Consider the following 18,238-nt stretch of genomic DNA (forward strand, 5'->3'; position numbering starts at 1 on the left):
GTATTTTATGACTTCATATTCAGATATGCCGTCTAAAGAGCGGATAATGGATGCAGCTATTGGACTTTTCTCTGAAAAAGGCTTTTTTGAAACCACTGTAAGGGAATTGGCTGAAAGAAGCAATTTGAAAGTCAGTTCACTTTACAGCCATTATTCTGGCAAGGATGAGATACTCAAAGCAATCCTTGATTATTATCAAAAGGAAATGAACAAAACAAGTATCCCGGATGGAAAACTTGACGAGATTATTAGTCAGTACTCTCTTGTGGACATACTTCTCAAAGGCTTTGATATGATACTTGATACAACATCATCACCAAGAATAAACAAGATTATTAAAATCCTCGTTATGGAGATGTATCGTAATGAAGCAGTTCAGGAGTTTTACCAGCAGTGGTATCTGGATGAGAATATGTCTACTATGACAAAGATTTTTACAATACTTAAAGAACAAGGGAAAATCAGCGATGTGGACACTGAACTTCTTGCATCGATGTATAATGCGTTGATTAATTTTTACTATCATGAATATTTTATTTTAAAGCTCAACAATAAAGATACTCACTTGCTGGTTGAAAAGATAAAAAATCATATTGTATTATTTGTAAATCTTATTAAGGAGAGATAATTGTATGAGTGAAAAAGAACAGGCTAATGCTGGCCCATCAGAAACTGCCTTAATAACTGCTTCAACAAGGGCACTTGCATATTATGATGAAAGGGAAGAAATCAGGTGTGGTGATAAATATGCAGAATTGTTCCTGACTGAGGATAGAAAAGCTGCAATTAAAAATCCACATACCAGGGAATGGATAAGGAAAAGTGCCATGCCGCCGGGATTATATGAATACATTATTGCAAGGACAGCATTTATTGACGACATTTTTAGAAATATGCTTCTTAAGAACATATCACAAATTGTAATTCTGGGCGCAGGGTATGACAGCAGGGCATTATTATTTGCAGAGAATAATAATTCTACAATTATATATGAGCTTGATGCCAAGCCAACCCAGGAAAGAAAGATCAAAATAATAAAAGAAAACAATTTCCTTATACCAGATAGTGTAAGGTATGTACCTATAGACTTTGAGAGCGAAAGCCTTGAAAAAACGCTTGTGGAAGCTGGTTATAATAAGAATTTAAAAACCCTATTTATCTGGGAAGGTGTGACATTCTATTTATCAGAGGATGCAGTAAATAATGTAATGGCATCTATCCGGGATAATTCACCGGCTGAAAGTATATTGTGCTTTGACTTTCAGACATACCTGGAAGAAAGTAAAGACCTCGTAAAAACGGAAATACCAGCTGAACAGATAAAGTTTGGAATTAGAGAAGGGGGTATTACAGAGTTTTTGAACAATAGAGGTTTTAAAATCATTCAGCACAGTACTTCAGCAGATATGGAAAAAAGATATCTTACATTAAAGGATGGAAGTATTGCAGGCAGCATTTCTCCAAAAATGAATCTTGTAAGCTGCTATAAAGTATAAGCGGTATCAATTGTACCGGGTACAGAGGATAAGAGGTTATTGTGAAGTGAATCAAAATTAACCACTTAACTGCTGTACCCGGTACACATTTTTAATATGTTTAGTCTATTACAGCCGGGATAATATGTTCCTTAATCAGTGTCCACCTATCACGAGGATTAATGACGAATTCTGATGCAATTGCTACGACTAGGTCTTTTTCTGGAAAGCAACAAATGGCATTGCCGCCATCGCCTAGTGCTAAGTATGCAAAAACTCCATCCTCTTCGTATAACCACCATAGATAACCGTATTTATTAGGGTTCATCACTGTTGATTCGTCAATCCATGTCTTGGAAATAATCTGATTATTGTCCCAAATACCACGGTTCAGATATAGAAAACCAAAACGTGCCATATCACGGGGAATTAGCGTAAGTCCCCATCCCCCTGTGGAGTTGCTGTTTGGGTCTTTAACCCATCCTTTCACATTTTTCCCGAATAAATCCTCAAACCCAAATGATTTCATTTCATGATCCGGGATTTCTTTCATGCCGATGGGTTTAAATAAGCGTTCATTGGCAAACTCACGGGCACTTTTTCCTGTGCTGCGAGTGATGATGGCTGAAAGCAGGTGCGCCCCTGCAGTGGAATACTTAAAAGCTCCAATACTGCCTTTTTGGCCCAGCATATCCAGTGTATACTTTACCCAGTCAGGTTGCATACACATCTTGTCCAGCGGTTCATGCCAGTCCTCAAATGGATAGGGAGCAGTCATAGTGAGAAGGTGGCGTATGGTGATTTCTCGTTTCTGCCTATCAGCAGCATCGGGAACATATTCGGGAAAAAAATCCAGCACCTTCTGGTCTACATTTTTAATATATCTTGCATCTATGGCAATACCAATGAGGGCAGATATTATGCTTTTCGTTACAGATGCCACATGGTACGTATCATCCGGGCCATAGCCATTATAATATCTTTCATAAGCAATATATCCATTTCTCACAACAACAATACCGTTTATATTGCTGTACTCGGATTTTATCATAGGTTCAAGCTCTGAAAGCTTTCCAGAGTCCATTCTCAAGGTTGCCGGGTCAACGGCTTGCCATTCTGTAGTTGGCCAGTAGTTTCTTTGCATTATAGCTACCTCCTAAAAGACGTTTTTGTTTTGTTTAGCGAGCGTTAAGGAGAATAATAGTTCCTGCTGCTATTTTTTCTTTATAGGAAAATACACCTCGGTAACAAGATCCTCAGGAAGGTTGGCTTGATTGGGATCGGTCACATACACTTCATATGGTGGTCTCACCAATTCATATCCCTCATTTTCTACCCATTCCCTCAGCCTGGCATATATCATTGTCAATTCTGGATATGAACCCTTTAAAACAGACTTTGCACAAAGGCCTCCAGGCAAATCTCTCGTTCCTTTTACAGCCTCTTCTATCGGGATGGCAAACTCTGTATCATTGCCGGCAGGATCGTATTCAGGGCTGTGATAAATAGTCATCGGCATACCAAGCAAGGTGTGTTTTTCGGCAGCAATCCTTTCATATAGCCTGCCAAAATACTTTCCATATCCATCAGCATAGTCTTCACTGCTCATCATCCGACGCATATAAAGGATATTCATTGGCTGGGTCTCAACAAGCTGTACTTCTATGCTGTCAAGGTACGACATAATCGGTATGCCCTTCTCTAAATTTAAAATATCATTGCTCATTTGTTTTAGGGTATATTCAAAAGCATTTAGCTTTTCCTGTATTTCCCTTCTCTTGCGATTAAGGGCAGAAGAAAGCTTCTCTTCTGATTGATCCTCTTCCAATTCCAGAATGGTTTTGATTTCTTCCAGAGAAAAATCATAAGATTTCAAACGGTTGATAAAGAGCATCTTTTTTAGTTGCCTGATGGAATAATACCTATAACCATTTTCAGGATTAATCTCATTAGGATTAATTAATCCAATTTCATCATAATATCGAAGCGTTTTTGTAGATACTTCACATATCTTTGAGAATTCTCCAATCGACAGCAAGAGGCCACCTCCATTCTCATAATTTTATACTGGCTTAATGCTTTAAGTATCGATACCTTTGTTCAGTTCTACTATACACCTTACCCTAAGGGCAAAGTCAACTGCAAAAATGATTAAGAATATGGTGCCTGCACCGCAGTTTCCCATACGAAAAGCAAAGCAATTTATGGATATACAAAGAGGGTTTAAGCTTAGCTAAACCCCTCAAATTGCATAATTATTTTTTGTTTGGTATATTTATTAATATGTTTTAGTTTTTCAGAGCTTTCTCAGGCACCATATTCATCCTTTTGGTAAAGAAAATAGGAGGAACATTATGTCAGTTGAAATTGTAAAATGATATTTGAGATAATAGAATATGAAGTAACGTGTTCAGGAATTTTCTATTTTCAGTGCATCTAAAGCTATTTTTTATCTTATATTAGAATTTTGCGCATATAGTGAAATTGTGAAAATAAAAGGAGTCAGTTAATAATGAGTAAATCTAGAGTCTGGTTGCTGTTAGTTTTATGTAATTTATTTTGGGCAGGAAACTTTGTATTTGGCAAATTCGTTGTAGCAGAGATGCCGCCAATTAGTATAACCTTTACCCGTTGGTTATTTGCATCAATTATTCTAATAGGGATAGCTCATTTTATTGAGAAGCCAAAATGGAACACAGTGTTTAAAGAGTGGCCTTCATTAACAGGATTAGCTATATTGGGCATAGTAGGTTATAATTCAGTGCTTTATTATGCACTTAATTTTACGTCCCCAACTAATGCTTCTTTAGTTAATTCATTTAACCCGGGGTTGATAGCTGTAGCTTCTGCCATTTATCTAAGAGAAAAAATTCCACGAATTCAAGTATTGGGTATTTTGGTGTCATTCCTGGGAGTGTTTGTAATTATGACTAAAGGCAATCTGCTACAGATATTTGCTACGCAATATAATAAAGGTGACTTGCTAATGATAGGTGCAATAATAATGTGGACGCTTTATTCAATGATAAGCAAAAAACTCACAACTATTCCCCCAATAACGTCTACAGCTGTGTCTGGTTTAATTGCTGTAATTTTAATGGCTCCATTTGCAATTGCTCAGGGAATTGATTATGCGAAGCTTAGCACAATAGCTGTTACAGGCATTGCTTATATAACTATTTTCCCAACAATTTGTTCTTTCATATTTTGGAACATAGGAGTCAGAGAAATTGGCGTCAGCAAGGCCGGAGTATTTTTAAATCTTAATCCGGTTTTTACTGCTGTTATTAGTTTGGCACTTGGACAGAAGATTACTATAGTGCAAGTATTAGGTGGACTATTAGTGTTTTTAGGAGTATATATTACAACCGGAATGTTTGAGAAGAACTTTATCCATAAATCAAAATTTTAGGTGTCAGACACCTAACTATTATTCACTAGTTTCTTCAAGAAAAATGGTGCCAGCTACAGCACTTAAGAACTTAACTATTGCAATTGAAACAATATGTTCTTATGTTCTGTACCTGGCACCATGATTACAAGATCAAGTCAATAGCATCATCCGATGTTATCCCCAATTCAATAAACCGGTCTAGCATCAGTTTATAAAGCTCTATAAGCAGTTTAAGATGATTTCTGTCTTTGATTATTCCATAAGTTTTTAAGCGCATTTCATTAATCTTTTCTGGAAACTTTGTCCCTAATAAGCCCTTCCCGTTAACTATTTCTAAATTGAAACCTTTTACTTTATCTAATATTTGGCGAATATCCGGATTGCATAAAAGTTCTTTTGCCTTTGATTGATCATTAGTTTCAACAAAATACTTATTATCAATTTCCATTTGCCCTATTTCAACATTATTTCTCTTAAATAGAAAAATTATTTTATTAAAGATATTTCTGTTTCTTATATGCAGGTCAAAGTCTTTCTTATTAATGAAAGACACTCTTAGTCTAGTTTCTATTGTTCTTGTTTTTCCATTGGTTCTTGAAAAAAGGTCCAAAATAAAAACCCAATGTTTATAATTAATCAAAACTTTATCATAATAGCCAAGTCTACCCTCTACATATCTTGCACCCATTTCATTTGCAAGTTCTTCCCATGCGGCCTTTTTACTCATAAACTTATTATTGCTAAACATATGCCACAGCTCCTATCTAACTATTGTTAAATTTTCAATATGACTATTCATATCTTATTGATTCAACCGGATCTAAGTCCGCTGCTTTCTTTGCGGGATAGACACCAAAGATTAATCCTAATAATATCACGCCAATAAATGAAAATAATATAACCAATATGTTAATTACCGGAGTTATTTTAAATAGATAAGCAATCAAGTAACCTGTACTAATCCCCAGAACTATTCCAATTAATCCGCTGAAACCGGTCATGATAACTGATTCCATTAAGAACTGGAAGACAATATCTCTTTTTTTAGCCCCAATAGCTTTTCTAATTCCAATCTCCCGTGTTCTTTCGGTGACAGAAACCAGTAAAATATTAATGATTCCTATCCCCCCAACCAGCAGGGTAATAATTGCTATTACCAAAAGAACAGAGGATAGGATCCACATGATACTTGTAAGGGATTGCTGCATCTCTGCAGAATTTGAAGCATAGTATTTATCTTTGTTTCCATGTTTAAACTCCAAAGCGCGAATAGCCCTTTTTCCAACCTCCTGCAATTTATCTTTTTCTGCGATTGAAATCATGATCCTGTCAACCTTGTCTACATTGAAAAATCTCTGGATGGTCTTTATGGGGACATATATAGTGGTTGGATAGTAATCTCCAAAAATGTCTTCCAATGGATTGGAATCGGCTTTTAAAACGCCTAATACAGTCAGATTCAGCGTTTTGTTGGAATCACTTTTCAGTTCTATAGTTTCACCTTCGATATCCACTCGATGAAAGTATTTTTTTGCAAAATTCTCATCAACCATAAGAACATCAGACTTTGTTGATATATCAATCGCATTGATGCTTCTACCTGATACAAGTCCATATTTCATAAAACTTTTGAATTGGGAGGTTACACCATAAACAATTGCATCTCTGCTGCTATTTTCAACCTTCAAGGTTGCCATCCTTTGTATGGCTGCCTGAATGTTTTTTATTTGAGGAACAGCTTCTATTACAATGTCCATGTCATCTAAATACAACCAATCATTGGAATTAAAACTTCTGTTCCTTTCCGAAATGGTTAATGTATTAGCCCCTAGACTCTCGAACTCAGCATTTATAAATTCTTGTGCCGCATTACCGATTGCCACTATAGTGATGACTGAAAAAACTCCCATTACTATTCCTAGCATTGTTAATATGGATCTCAATTTATTGGAATTCAGACTATCCAGTGCTTGACGGAAACTCTCATACAGGCTCATTTTTCAGCACCTCACTCAGTTTCATCCATAATTGTGATAACAACCTTATCGCCATCCTTATAGTTTGGTTGTGGCTCAAGCACTACAAAATCATTCTCTTCCAATCCAGCTAACACTTCTGCTTTAAGATTTGAGACAATTCCCAACTTAATTGTACGTTTTTTCAGCGTATTGCTGTTTTTATCTACAACAAATGCATATTTATCACCATTCTTATCTTCTAGAATCATGTCAAAGGAAACAACTATAGCATCACTTTTTTTACTGGCAATGATCTCACAGTCAACATTTAAGCCGTGCATAAGAAGTTCATTCTTTTTGACAATACCAATAATTACTTGCATAAATGTTTCTTCACCATTAGAGGTATCTTTTTTAATGGCAATAGGAATTACTTTTTCCACACTGCCCCTAACGCCATCATCCTTATGTATCAAATCACTTGTAACAATCACTTCTTGACCTATACGAATATATCTTATATCTGATTCTTTAATGTCAGCACGTATCTTAAGGCTATCGGTATCCATGACAACAAAGGCCGGCTGGTCAGAATTAGTAACATATCCTGATTCTATATTGACCTCCGTAACAACACCATCTATAGGGCTTTTAACCGCGACCTTCAGTTTGCTGATACTTTTTTCAATGATAGAACGACTAAGCATCAGGTCTTCAAGATCTTTTTTCTGTATCTCTCTCTCTATTTCATTATTCTTATCTGTTGTTTCAGAATTTTCTAATTCTGTTTCAGCATTCTTATAAGCAGTTTCCGCATCATTATAGGTTTTTTCTTCTATCTCCAGTTCATACTTGGATATTGAGCCTGTTTCATATAATACTTTGCTGCGGTCATAACTTTTCTTTGCCAACTCGTAAGTGGCTTTTGCATTTTCATAGTCGTTTTGTGCCACTACGCTGCTTGTTAAAGCTGCTTTTTTCAATAATAGCTGCTGAGATGCGATTTTGAGGTTTATTTGATCAAGGTTGGAATTATATTCATCCATATCTGTTTCGAACAATGGCTCGCCGGCTGTGACCTTCTCATACTTCTCCACCAATACATTTTTGACTTTAATGTTGCTGTCCAAATATATTTTCTTTTTTTCCTCTGTTTCTACCAGACCTTCTGCTTTCAAGCGAAGCTCAATTTCACCCTTCCTAAGCTGTTTTACATTTACTTGCTGATGCCCCCCCACGGATGTATTGACTTTACCGCCACTACTGTAAATATTATAAAACAGTAGTCCCAATATAATAATCACTCCCAAAACAAGCCATACTATTTTTTTTACTTTCATATAAAACCTTCCTCGTAAAAGTTAATGGTTATATCGGCTATTAGAAATTTTTCATATTGGATGCTCCTAAAAGGACATATCCGATAAAAATAAGAGACGTTACTAGTATGATTTTTTTCTTGTCAAGCTTTGTTAACACATAAATTCCTGTTCCTATCAATGAAAAATACCAGATGTCAAAAAGCTCGATTCCCCTTAATAAGCCGTAGATAAACTGCCCTTTTTTATCCAGAGCCAGCAAAGCCAATGAAAAGTTTACATACAGTTCCCCTGTAAATAATCCGGAGATACAGCTCAGCAAATAGAAAACCAGCTTTACCACATAGGCCATGCCTGCTATAGACAAAACCTGGGAGTAGGAAGCCTGCCCCTTGAAAAGCCTAACAAAAGCAAAGAATATCAAAGAAATAAGAAGCCAGGAAACAACGGCTATCAGAGGGAACAAAACAACTCCCACATATGAAAAGATATTAGCCATGGCATTTATTTGGTCTTGTGAAACAGGTGCGTTGTTTTGTGCTATACCCATTTCAATGTTTTGCTTTATCAAATGGCTAAATGCCTGAAAATTTAATGATACAAACAGCAATGTACCTACAAATATGATCAGAAATGGAATGAACAGTCTTTTTTTCAACACAACACGCTTCATTGCATCAACAGGGGAAAGAAACATATCGGCAATAATTCTGAATGCATTCATTTTGCTTTCAGATTCATTTTCACTTTTTTGCTTATTATCAGTGCTTATCATTAAAATCACCCCAAATTATAAAATTTGAATTTATCCGACGACCCCTGGCTGCATAGGCGTATTATGCTCTTTTATAGCTGAAGCCCATCTGGCTGAAATAGAAAATAACAAATGATTCATGCGCTATCAACGCCGGCAAAAAGCTGCCGGTATAAATAATCAGCAGGCAGCCTACACCGGATACAGATAGTGAAGCAATTGCCATTGCAACCCCTTGATGAAATGTCTCTGTATTAAGTATCTGCTGTACAGCAAACAATACTGTTACAACTGCAATGGGTATGATCACACCAATCTGCGGAAACACTTCCAGCATGATAATAAAAAGTACCCCACGGAAGAACATTTCCTCAAAGAATGCACCGGAAGTCGGTATAATGGGTCCAATATGCTCAGGCATCAAAGATATTGAATTGATCCAGGGAATCGTCTGTATCTGCTTTACCCAGTCAACATCCATCTTGAACGCCATTACCAGTGATATTATAAGGCTTGATACCGACATTTCCGCAATAATGCCTATCACTATATAAATTATGTACTCAGGTTCTATAGTAAAGTATTTAAGTATATTCACCCGATAAGCTATGGAAAAGATGACACACCCTAAAAGTCCGCCCCCAAGATATAAAGCTCCTAAAACAGCTGAATGCAAATAAGTATATTCTATTCTTGTAAACTGCATCAGGAACCGGGCAAATTTCTTAATATACCTTTTTTGAGCATTGAACAGGAGGACTTTTCCCCATAATACGGAATATATTGTTGCCAATACCAAGAAAATGGCGAAGCCTTGCAAATTCTCAATCATTTTCTACCTCCACGACTTGACAGGAAAAGTAAGGTCAGATTTTGTACCGAATGTGCTATAATCGGTACCACAACGGATGACCCGGAAAAGTAAAATAGTAACGTATAAACCAACCCGCTCACAAACTTCTGAACCAGGGTATTTACGCCAAAATACAGATGATTGAGCGAATATATTAATGCGCATACCAAGACTGTCAATAGCAATCCAAGCCCTATCATGTTATAAAAAATCGTAAACATGAACTGCCTCAGAATTAACTCTTCGCAGACCACCAATAGAATAATCAAGGCAATAAGAGCAGGTCCTATCTTGATATCGTAGAATGCGTGCACTCTATAGTCCGGCAATTTTTTATTCTTTATTACAAACTGTACCGCTCCCACCGCATACTCAAGTATAATGCACAAAGGCCCCCCTAAAAGTGCTATGAGGTACATATATGCTGGGGGAACATTAAAGTAAAAATACTGCTCCCTCGTTATCGGGAAGACCAAAGCTATCAACAGGACATTGATTACAACATTACCCAATATAGTATAAAAATATGTATTATTTTTCGCTCTGGGGAATATGACGCTTAGCCCTCCCGAAAAACCCAATGTACACAAAAGGATAATTTCTTTAAGGAAGGGGATGTGGTGTGTCATTTTTGATTCCCCCATATTTTTTAATTCTTGGATGATTACTATATGGGAAACCCGGGAGGGACATCTGCACTAATTCAGGGAAAAATGTCCTTATACACTTCCAGCCCTTACTCTTAACTTCCGGCGGTGTAATATCCAGAAAAACGCCATACTCAGATACATTCCTCATCTTTTTGAGAATGTACTCCAGTTCCAAGTCAATATCACCTGAATAGTCTTTAAGCCCGCTCAAGGCCGTTTCTCCCTGAAGCATCCCAAGAAGCTTTGCCTTCTTTTCGTTCATATCCGTTGCATGAGCCCAGTAGGCAACATTTGCATCCAGATTGGCAAAATTCTGCTGGCCTGTCGTCTCCAAATAGTCCTTGGGCATAACCAGTGCACCATAATTGGCAAGGTACAAAATAGCAAGCGCTTCCATTACAGCCCTGTACATTCCTGACAAAGGCTCCAGCGTTGTCTGGCAACCCATTACTATGTATGGATGCTCTTCCCTCTTATTGACAAGCGCAAGTCCGAAAGTATGTCCCGGCAGCTCTTCAAGACTGTATTCGAATGGTATCAGTTCATAGTTTTGTTTGCCTAAAAGGTCGGATAACATATTCAGAAGTGTCGGGTCGTCAAGAATAATCTTCTTGCACTTTCTGCCTGTATACCAGTTGATCATCAATGCATCCGCCTCGACATATTCCAATATGGCACTCTTTAAGGCTTTCTTAAAATCAGTATGTGAAGCAGAACCCTTTGAAAACCCTGGAGCAAAATACTGTTCACCGACGCTGGTATTCGTCTGGTAGCCGGTAAAGAGCAGCTGAGCAGGTACGAAAATCTCTTTTTCAGGATCGAAAATAGAGGAGCATTTAAGCCAGCCAATTGTATCATCCTGTGTAATATTTCTAATCAGCGTCCTCTTTTCCAGTTTTTCATAATCCTCATCAGAAAAAATCTTTATATATTCCCAAGGAATAACCGTCCCCTGTTTTTGAATATCCTTGTAACTGGCAAAAACAAATTTATTCTTATACAAGGTAGGTGCAATCAATAGAGCATATCTCTCAATGCCTTCTCCAAGCAATCTGATCATTGCTTCTTCCCTGTAATACCCATAACCGGACAGATGGTAGCTCATATCAACATTTTCGCCAATCAGCAGCTTGTGGTAAGCAGGCATCGAGTTTGTGCATAATGCGGGACTGGGTGAGTAATTTGTCTTGGCGGAGAAGAGTATCTGAGACTCCAATATACCGGCATGTTGTCCGCAAATTTCACTGAATCTATTTTTTAAGTTGGTATGCGAAGGGTAATTCTTTAGCATTCTTTATCACTCCCTACATTTATATCTCATTGTTAATCATGATCTTGTTAATAATGTTGCCTACAATTTTCTTCGAGGAAGTATACATCTCTTCCATTTCCGCCTGTGCAATGAATCCACATGCCGGACAGAAGGGAACACGCATCAGATCTTGAATTTGTATTTCCATAATCGGAATGTACATATTCAATACTCGACCTGCAAGCTTAGATCTTCCTATAGCCGAGAGCAGGAACCCCTCAAAAAGGGCAAGTGAAGTAAAAGCTTGAATGATTGGACTTGCATAGGTCTTTTCCTTCATCGGCGCGTATTTTCTTGTATGAGCTACAAATTTCCGGTAGGCGGACATTTCTTGCATACGTGCAAGTACTCTGTTTTCGAAGCATTCAATGCACCCGGTCTCTGTCGGCTTTATAGTAAGGAGGCTCAGGAAGGGACCATCCATCATGCTCAGTGTCAACGGCTTAGACATATCTACCAGCAGTCGGTTCAGGTTTCTCAGAAAATTAATATGCGGTCGTTCAAAGCTTCCGACAATACAATAGAATGGCTCTATGAATTTCTGAAATTCTTCCATTTTCTGTTTAGTGTCATACGCATCGAACCTTGTTGTAAGGTCTGCCTCACAAAGGTCCTTGTATTCCTTTTCTCCCATGACAGTGAGGGGAAGGCTCATCTGCTTCGCAACCGTCTGCGCATAGTCCCTTATGTATTCGGTATCAGCAAAGAAAAGTACAGGCTTCAGCATGTTCACTTCCCCGGCAAATTGATTAATGACAGATCCTCCGATAAGGCTGTAAAGCAGCTGCTTGATAAAATCATCGTTTTCATATACCACATAGTTTTGTTCCTGTAGCTGCAGCATCAATCTTTCTACAAGATTTTTCTCGTCCTGGGTAAGCTGCATTTCCTCCATCACGTCAAATATATCTACAGCGATGCCTTCATCCATATCATTGAATATCTTGACAAGTGCATCTCTCATGTTCTTATTGAATGCATCCAATGTCAAACCGGCTTCCTCGTAGTTCCATATTCCTTTTCTGATACGGTATTCATTGTCACCATTGGAATAAACCCTTACATTGTCAGCAAGTGTATATTTAAAACTGCTGTTGTACATTACTTTTACCTCCTATTCACCTATTACTGTTAAATGTATGATATGCTTAGTCAGACCATCCACACCAATCAGCTTCTCGCAGGGAACCTTGTCGTATCCGCCTATGTCACAGGAAGCCAGGTTAAGGCCTGTGCATGCAAGATGGATGTTCTGCGATATTTCCCCCGCTTCAATCAGACCGAAGGTAAGACCCATATCCACATACTTTCTTGAGTTCTCATATAAATTGTAAACGTAGAAAATAATCATATTCAGCTTAGGCAGCTCTATATTTCTACCCCAGTTGGCAATGGTATAGAGTTCCCCTTTGTCCCTCTCGTCAAATAATTTGACCTTTTTGAGCGAGTGGGTCAGCGGCATGTATTTGTAGATACCGTCCTCCAGCTTCTCCACATTTTGAATGACCACATAAAGATATATCGGGTAAAGTCCTCCCCCTGAAGGCGCTGTACGAACCTTGCTCACATATCTGGAGCCTAATGACTCGGTCACAGCAAACTCGGCACCCTCGGGGGCATGGTTAAAATCACCGGTCGTACCATTTGCATAAAAAAGAATGGTTGAAAGCTCTTCCAGCTTGATCCTTCTTCCTGTCATCTCTCTGATGCTTCTTCTTGAGCGTACCAGAACATCCAGAGAGGTCTTTACCTTCATATAGTCAGGAAGCTCAATGGTGTTATCCTCCTGATCATGTTCCTCTTCTTCCAGGAAATGCCTGAAAGAAAGACTTCCTCTTGTTGCCAGGGATGCGTAAGAAAACACCCCCAAGGGCAGAGCCATATCTATGGAACAGCGCTTGGAATTGAGCAGGTATTCTTCACTGAAAAACCTGTTCTCAGAAATTAGGGCACCTCTGTAGCACATTTCTGGTAACTTGACAGCTGTTGATTCAGTATAGATAGATACCGGAATATTGGCGGCAAAATCGAATATTTCCCAGATAGGTCCCATCTCTCTTTGTTGAAACTCCTGGATAGACATTTTCACTTTCTTGTTTTTTTCTTTGTCTTTTTCTCCCATCTTTTCAGACGCCATTGATGTCATCTCCTCCCATTATGTATTTCATAGAATATAGTGATTCTGATTGTTGGATCTGGACCATATAACCGAAACTAGAAAGCATTTATTTCCAACCTTGAAGCTTGTTGGCTACCCAATTGCTTCCTCATCCCACTCCTTCTAATGGCACGTGCCAGCATATCATACCCGTTTTTCAGTTTGTCGGCAGACATTTTCTTAGGCTTGTAAACCACCTGGCAAAAATTATACTTGTTCCAATTATAATCGATGATTCTGCCTTCACTCTCAAATTGCTTGAAGAGCTCGGTTCCCGGTAAAGGGGTAAGAACACCCACCAGCGGAAACTCGATTTCATTCTTTTCTATAAAGTTATACATTTTCTCGAATATGCTTTCATCATCGTTATCCAAGCCGATGATAAACGAGCCATAAACATGTACACCCCTGTCATGAAGCTTTTTTATCGCTTCGCTGTAACCTTCAACAGTATTTACATTCTTTTTATTAATAAGGATGATATTTTCCTCATCGATGCTTTCAAAGCCAATGAACAAAGATTTGCAGCCGCTTTCTACGGCAAGCTTTAAAAGTTCCTCATCATGAGCAATTTTCATGCTGACCTGCCCGCCCCACACCTTATTCAAGGGCCTCACCGCTTTAAACAGCTCCATGGCGTAATTTCTATTTCCGATTAGATTGTCATCTGCAAACAATATGGGATCATTATTCATACGCATAATTTCATCAATTACATGCTGCACCGGCCTGGTCCTGAACCCTCTGCCAAACATTTTTGTGACGCAGCAAAAGCTGCAGTTATTGGGGCATCCCCTGGTAGCCATTACGGAATTTAGAGACCCATGCGGCATTCTGTAACTGGGGCCATCTATCAGATCAAGTCTTGGAAATGGCAGGTTTTCGAGGGAAGGGGGATTGATGCATCTATATACAGGCTTTAATTCACCTCTTTTGAAATCCTCCATCAATACCGGCCAGATTTCGTCACCTTCTCCTATGACGATACTGTCCGCATGTTTGCTTGCCTCTTCAGGTAAGAATGTCACATGTATGCCGCCCAGAACAACGGGGATATTTCTGGACCGATAGATATCAGCAATTTTATACATGCGATTTGCTTGCATTGTCATGCCGGTTATCCCAACCAGATCTGCATCTTCAAAATGGCTGATAAGTCCATGCTGCTCATCAATGATCTTTACTTCAATATCGGGTGGTGTCAGCGCCGCCAGGTAGGGTAATGCCAGCATTGGCGTTATCATCCTCAGTTTGTTTGCCTCGGCAACAAATCTGGACTCTTCATTGTCAATACCAGGGCTAATCAAAAGTAATTTCATAAAATTAATTCCCACCTTCAAATTTAAAAGTCGTATACTGAATAATCTTTTTTCTGTCTGCCTGAGAACTTATTCTTCGCTCTTCCGGATAGCGCTTTGACCAGCTCATGGTGGCGCAATTGCAGAGTTTCCGCAGACATATTCCTTGGCAGATAGACAACCTCGTCACAGCTGTATCTACTCCAGTCATAGGATATTATTCGATTTTGTTCTTTCAAACTGAGAAACAGCTCAGTACCCGGGTAAGGCGTCAATATATTTACAATTGGTACATAGATATCATTCCGATCAATAAAAGTGTAAATGTCCTCAAACACACTGTCATCATCATGGTCTAACCCCACAATGAAAGAACCGATTACCTTCATTCCATAACTGTGTATTTTATTGATAATTTCTGAATACTGGCTTATCTTATTAACACTTTTGTTGATCTTCTGTATATTTTGAGGGTTTGTAGTCTCGAATCCTATGAACAAGTAGCGGCAGCCTGCATCACTTAGTGCTTTGAGTATTTCATCATCATTGAGATGAGCCAGGCTTGCCAATCCCATCCATTCTTTTTTCAGCGGCACCATTTGGGCCAACAGTGCTTTTGCAAACTTAACACTTGCCAGCAGATTATCATCAATCAATAAGAACAATTTTTCTTTTACTGTTGCAATCTCATCGATGACATCTGAGATATTCCTAGTTCTGTAAGCCCTGCCGAACATTTCCGGTACATTGCAGAAGTTGCATTTGTTTGGGCATCCCCTACCGGCTTGCACCGGTAATACAATCTGCATGTTTCTATCTCTGGCACCTTTCTCCACCAGATGCCAGCTTGGCATAGGCGTTTCCTTCATCGTAGGTGGGTTACCTAATGCAGAATAGACTTTCTTCAAATCTTCTTTTTCAAAATCCTCTATCACTTTACTCCATAGATTATCGCCTTCACCCACAACAACTGAATCTGCGTGGGTTAAAGCCTCTTCCGGAAGTGAACTTGCATGTATTCCTCCCATTACTACTTTTTTACCTATACGCCGGTAGGCATCTGCAATTTCGTATGCCCTGCCGGCAGACGCAGTGAGGGTGGATATACCTATCAGATCTGCATCAGGCAGCTTATCCAAATCCAAGGCCGACTGGGCTTCATCGATGATACTGACTTCTATATTCTCTGGTGTATAAGCCGCCATAAGTGGAAGCCCCAGACTGGGGAAATATGAGTTGCCCCAGAAATAGCGTTTGGTGACCGGATTAATAAGCAGTATCTTGAAAGTTTTGTTGTATGCCATATTTAAAATTCAACTCCCAGATTGGTAATTTTCTTATGCAGCTTTTATTTCTGTCAAAAATGCTTACACGCTGATTATAGTGGTAATACCAATACTGCATTAAATCTTCCATTTCTTTACTACTAAACCCACTTAATGCATTCTTCATTATCTTTCTTAAACACAGCGGCTGTTCATCTGTCAGCTTAAGGCCTCTGGTAAGCTTGTTGCCGATGCAGCTGCCATAGCAGACTGACTTGAAGGAGCAATCCTTGCATTCGCCTTGCAGATTATCAAGGAAATCCTCTGAAAACATGCCGTTCATTTCATTCTTCAGCTTCTTGAAATCGTCACAGCATGTGTATTTACAATGAGGATATTCAACTTCGGACGGAAAGAATTGGCACGGGATGATATCCTGATTTGCATCAACAATCATAAAAATGTCCGAACCGGCAGGACATCGCCGTGTTGTCATGATATCAATCGGATCTCCAATCAGGTTTAGGTTTTTCTTGGGATAACTCAAATAATTTTTGTACTTCAATGCTGCTTTTATGATTCTAACCAGCATTTCCTCATGAAACTTTTGATCGAGTTTGATACCATTCCCTTTTAAAATACTAACAACTGGCGAATACCTAATAAAAGCCGCATTTGATTTTAATGCAAATTCAGCCAGCTGTTCGATTTCATCCACATTTTCTTCAAAGATAGTGCTGCCTATGGAGTAATACACTCTCAATTCCTTAAGCCTGTTAATGGTAGCAACCAATTGATCGTATGTGTCTCCATTGGTAATCTTATTATGAAGCTCTTTTTTCAAGGAATGAAAGCTTACTCTGATATTTACCTTTTTTCCCTTTATACTGCTTAAGAATTTGTCATCTATTAGAAGGCCGTTTGTCGTGATATTTATCCAGAACCCTTTATTATTTGCGTAATCTATTATTTCAAGAATATTAGGATGCATCAGGGGTTCTCCGCCGGATAGAGTGGTGTATTTGAAACCGTAATCTTTTCCAGCATCAAGGATACTAAAAACTTTATCCAGTTCTATAAATTGATTTGGATTATCCTGCTTCCATGCTCCACAGAACAGACATTGCATATTACATGCAGTTGTTACAAATACATCAAGATTCATCTATTTCACTTCCTCAGTATCTTCACCCTGTCAAGGTTTGTTTGATACAGCATTTTGTTATTTTGGGGCAGATGCTATGTGCGCAAGCCCCATAACATCTCCCCTTTGCTTTACCTTGCTATTACCAGGAAGTTGATGTGCAAGTAGATCCACCGCAGCAGCAGCAAGAACCAGGAGCCAATACAACTGTATTACTTGCAGTACAAGTAGCTCCAACCTTAGAAGTAAATGTTAACATGAGTTTCACCTCCTCACTTATTATTTAATTAGGTTATTAAATACTTCGCCCATTTGAATCCAGGGCTTTTCTTTATATAGAACTCCTTACTTGTATGATGCAATGTGAATTGCGGTATATATGAATACGTATACATTTACAAGGTAGGAGAACCATACTAGGTTTTTAAACAATTTTGCCTTTCACCACTTAAGTAGCTGATTTCAATAAAACAAAGATGTGCATAAATGAAAAACAGATGAGCAGTAAAAACTCCAACATAGTATTCTTAAAAAAATACTAGAATGAAAGATATACTAATTGCGTGGCAGCATGAAGTGACTTGGTATACATTAGTAGAAATATAAGTGCTTAGAATGATACGGCTTAAAGTATAGTCCTATACTTGATATAAATTAT

Annotated in this window: 18 protein-coding genes; 3 read left to right on the forward strand and 15 right to left on the reverse strand. The window is 38.4% G+C overall.

Annotated features, from left to right (window positions below; all coding sequences use genetic code 11):
* The first annotated feature begins 7 nt into the window (after positions 1 to 7).
* Positions 8 to 628: a TetR/AcrR family transcriptional regulator gene (locus VEB00_14665; GenBank protein HYF84259.1), complete on the forward strand. Its 621-nt coding sequence runs from the start codon at positions 8 to 10 to the stop codon at positions 626 to 628.
* Between the two features lie 4 nt (positions 629 to 632).
* Positions 633 to 1,496 (forward strand): SAM-dependent methyltransferase, encoded by an 864-nt coding sequence (locus VEB00_14670; protein HYF84260.1) that lies wholly within the window; start codon positions 633 to 635, stop codon positions 1,494 to 1,496.
* A 100-nt stretch (positions 1,497 to 1,596) separates the two neighbouring features.
* Here VEB00_14670 and VEB00_14675 read toward each other — a convergent pair whose 3' ends face one another.
* Both VEB00_14675 and VEB00_14680 read right to left on the reverse strand, forming a co-directional pair.
* Positions 1,597 to 2,619 (reverse strand): serine hydrolase, encoded by a 1,023-nt coding sequence (locus tag VEB00_14675; protein HYF84261.1) that lies wholly within the window; start codon positions 2,617 to 2,619, stop codon positions 1,597 to 1,599.
* Between the two features lie 69 nt (positions 2,620 to 2,688).
* Positions 2,689 to 3,513, reverse strand: coding sequence for a MerR family transcriptional regulator (locus VEB00_14680; GenBank protein HYF84262.1), 825 nt, complete (start codon positions 3,511 to 3,513; stop codon positions 2,689 to 2,691).
* A gap of 474 nt (positions 3,514 to 3,987) precedes the next feature.
* Between VEB00_14680 and VEB00_14685 the strand changes: the two genes are divergently transcribed.
* Complete coding sequence (locus VEB00_14685) at positions 3,988 to 4,887, forward strand: DMT family transporter (GenBank protein ID HYF84263.1); 900 nt, start codon at positions 3,988 to 3,990, stop codon at positions 4,885 to 4,887.
* Between the two features lie 124 nt (positions 4,888 to 5,011).
* Here the strand turns inward: VEB00_14685 and VEB00_14690 are convergent, their stop codons facing one another.
* The 13 genes from VEB00_14690 to VEB00_14750 form a co-directional block, all read right to left on the reverse strand.
* On the reverse strand, positions 5,012 to 5,617 hold the full coding sequence (locus VEB00_14690) for a hypothetical protein (protein HYF84264.1): 606 nt from the start codon (positions 5,615 to 5,617) through the stop codon (positions 5,012 to 5,014).
* Positions 5,618 to 5,660: 43 nt separating this feature from the next.
* Positions 5,661 to 6,866, reverse strand: a complete 1,206-nt coding sequence (locus VEB00_14695) for an ABC transporter permease (protein ID HYF84265.1) — start codon at positions 6,864 to 6,866, stop codon at positions 5,661 to 5,663.
* 11 nt (positions 6,867 to 6,877) lie between these two features.
* The gene (locus tag VEB00_14700) at positions 6,878 to 8,167 is read right to left on the reverse strand and encodes an HlyD family efflux transporter periplasmic adaptor subunit (GenBank protein HYF84266.1); all 1,290 of its coding nucleotides are present in this window, start codon (positions 8,165 to 8,167) and stop codon (positions 6,878 to 6,880) included.
* Positions 8,168 to 8,207: 40 nt separating this feature from the next.
* On the reverse strand, positions 8,208 to 8,921 hold the full coding sequence (locus VEB00_14705; protein HYF84267.1) for a YIP1 family protein: 714 nt from the start codon (positions 8,919 to 8,921) through the stop codon (positions 8,208 to 8,210).
* A 61-nt stretch (positions 8,922 to 8,982) separates the two neighbouring features.
* Positions 8,983 to 9,732: a CPBP family glutamic-type intramembrane protease gene (locus VEB00_14710; GenBank protein HYF84268.1), complete on the reverse strand. Its 750-nt coding sequence runs from the start codon at positions 9,730 to 9,732 to the stop codon at positions 8,983 to 8,985.
* A complete protein-coding gene (locus tag VEB00_14715) occupies positions 9,729 to 10,382 on the reverse strand; it encodes a CPBP family intramembrane glutamic endopeptidase (GenBank protein HYF84269.1) in 654 nt (217 codons plus the stop codon). Before VEB00_14715 ends, VEB00_14710 begins: the two co-directional genes overlap by 4 nt.
* Positions 10,357 to 11,694 (reverse strand): YcaO-like family protein, encoded by a 1,338-nt coding sequence (locus VEB00_14720; GenBank protein ID HYF84270.1) that lies wholly within the window; start codon positions 11,692 to 11,694, stop codon positions 10,357 to 10,359. Before VEB00_14720 ends, VEB00_14715 begins: the two co-directional genes overlap by 26 nt.
* A gap of 19 nt (positions 11,695 to 11,713) precedes the next feature.
* The gene (locus tag VEB00_14725; GenBank protein ID HYF84271.1) at positions 11,714 to 12,817 is read right to left on the reverse strand and encodes a streptolysin associated protein SagC; all 1,104 of its coding nucleotides are present in this window, start codon (positions 12,815 to 12,817) and stop codon (positions 11,714 to 11,716) included.
* A 12-nt stretch (positions 12,818 to 12,829) separates the two neighbouring features.
* Entirely contained in the window at positions 12,830 to 13,852 is a 1,023-nt protein-coding gene (locus tag VEB00_14730; protein HYF84272.1) for a SagB family peptide dehydrogenase, read from the reverse strand.
* A gap of 77 nt (positions 13,853 to 13,929) precedes the next feature.
* The gene (locus VEB00_14735; protein HYF84273.1) at positions 13,930 to 15,192 is read right to left on the reverse strand and encodes a radical SAM protein; all 1,263 of its coding nucleotides are present in this window, start codon (positions 15,190 to 15,192) and stop codon (positions 13,930 to 13,932) included.
* 23 nt (positions 15,193 to 15,215) lie between these two features.
* Positions 15,216 to 16,475, reverse strand: a complete 1,260-nt coding sequence (locus tag VEB00_14740) for a radical SAM protein (protein HYF84274.1) — start codon at positions 16,473 to 16,475, stop codon at positions 15,216 to 15,218.
* On the reverse strand, positions 16,438 to 17,601 hold the full coding sequence (locus tag VEB00_14745; protein HYF84275.1) for a radical SAM protein: 1,164 nt from the start codon (positions 17,599 to 17,601) through the stop codon (positions 16,438 to 16,440). The genes VEB00_14740 and VEB00_14745 overlap by 38 nt, the downstream gene beginning before the upstream one ends.
* A 121-nt stretch (positions 17,602 to 17,722) precedes the next feature.
* Positions 17,723 to 17,839 carry a streptolysin S family bacteriocin gene (locus tag VEB00_14750; GenBank protein ID HYF84276.1) on the reverse strand — a complete coding sequence of 39 codons (117 nt, stop codon included), beginning with the start codon at positions 17,837 to 17,839 and terminating at the stop codon, positions 17,723 to 17,725.
* Positions 17,840 to 18,238 lie beyond the last annotated feature (399 nt).

This window comes from Clostridia bacterium (assembly GCA_035628995.1).
Classification (GTDB): domain Bacteria; phylum Bacillota; class Clostridia; order Lutisporales; family Lutisporaceae; genus BRH-c25.

Excerpts from the sequence above, each read along its gene's own strand:
- VEB00_14670 (HYF84260.1), top strand. The coding sequence starts at position 633 with ATGAGTGAAAAAGAACAGGCTAATGCTGGCCCATCAGAAACTGCCTTA.
- VEB00_14745 (HYF84275.1), bottom strand. The coding sequence starts at position 17,601 with ATGAATCTTGATGTATTTGTAACAACTGCATGTAATATGCAATGTCTG.
- VEB00_14720 (HYF84270.1), bottom strand. The coding sequence starts at position 11,694 with ATGCTAAAGAATTACCCTTCGCATACCAACTTAAAAAATAGATTCAGT.
- VEB00_14715 (HYF84269.1), bottom strand. The coding sequence starts at position 10,382 with ATGACACACCACATCCCCTTCCTTAAAGAAATTATCCTTTTGTGTACA.
- VEB00_14750 (HYF84276.1), bottom strand. The coding sequence starts at position 17,839 with ATGTTAACATTTACTTCTAAGGTTGGAGCTACTTGTACTGCAAGTAAT.
- VEB00_14710 (HYF84268.1), bottom strand. The coding sequence starts at position 9,732 with ATGATTGAGAATTTGCAAGGCTTCGCCATTTTCTTGGTATTGGCAACA.
- VEB00_14725 (HYF84271.1), bottom strand. The coding sequence starts at position 12,817 with ATGTACAACAGCAGTTTTAAATATACACTTGCTGACAATGTAAGGGTT.
- VEB00_14740 (HYF84274.1), bottom strand. The coding sequence starts at position 16,475 with ATGGCATACAACAAAACTTTCAAGATACTGCTTATTAATCCGGTCACC.
- VEB00_14700 (HYF84266.1), bottom strand. The coding sequence starts at position 8,167 with ATGAAAGTAAAAAAAATAGTATGGCTTGTTTTGGGAGTGATTATTATA.
- VEB00_14735 (HYF84273.1), bottom strand. The coding sequence starts at position 15,192 with ATGAAATTACTTTTGATTAGCCCTGGTATTGACAATGAAGAGTCCAGA.
- VEB00_14705 (HYF84267.1), bottom strand. The coding sequence starts at position 8,921 with ATGATAAGCACTGATAATAAGCAAAAAAGTGAAAATGAATCTGAAAGC.
- VEB00_14695 (HYF84265.1), bottom strand. The coding sequence starts at position 6,866 with ATGAGCCTGTATGAGAGTTTCCGTCAAGCACTGGATAGTCTGAATTCC.
- VEB00_14675 (HYF84261.1), bottom strand. The coding sequence starts at position 2,619 with ATGCAAAGAAACTACTGGCCAACTACAGAATGGCAAGCCGTTGACCCG.
- VEB00_14685 (HYF84263.1), top strand. The coding sequence starts at position 3,988 with ATGAGTAAATCTAGAGTCTGGTTGCTGTTAGTTTTATGTAATTTATTT.
- VEB00_14690 (HYF84264.1), bottom strand. The coding sequence starts at position 5,617 with ATGTTTAGCAATAATAAGTTTATGAGTAAAAAGGCCGCATGGGAAGAA.
- VEB00_14665 (HYF84259.1), top strand. The coding sequence starts at position 8 with ATGACTTCATATTCAGATATGCCGTCTAAAGAGCGGATAATGGATGCA.
- VEB00_14730 (HYF84272.1), bottom strand. The coding sequence starts at position 13,852 with ATGGCGTCTGAAAAGATGGGAGAAAAAGACAAAGAAAAAAACAAGAAA.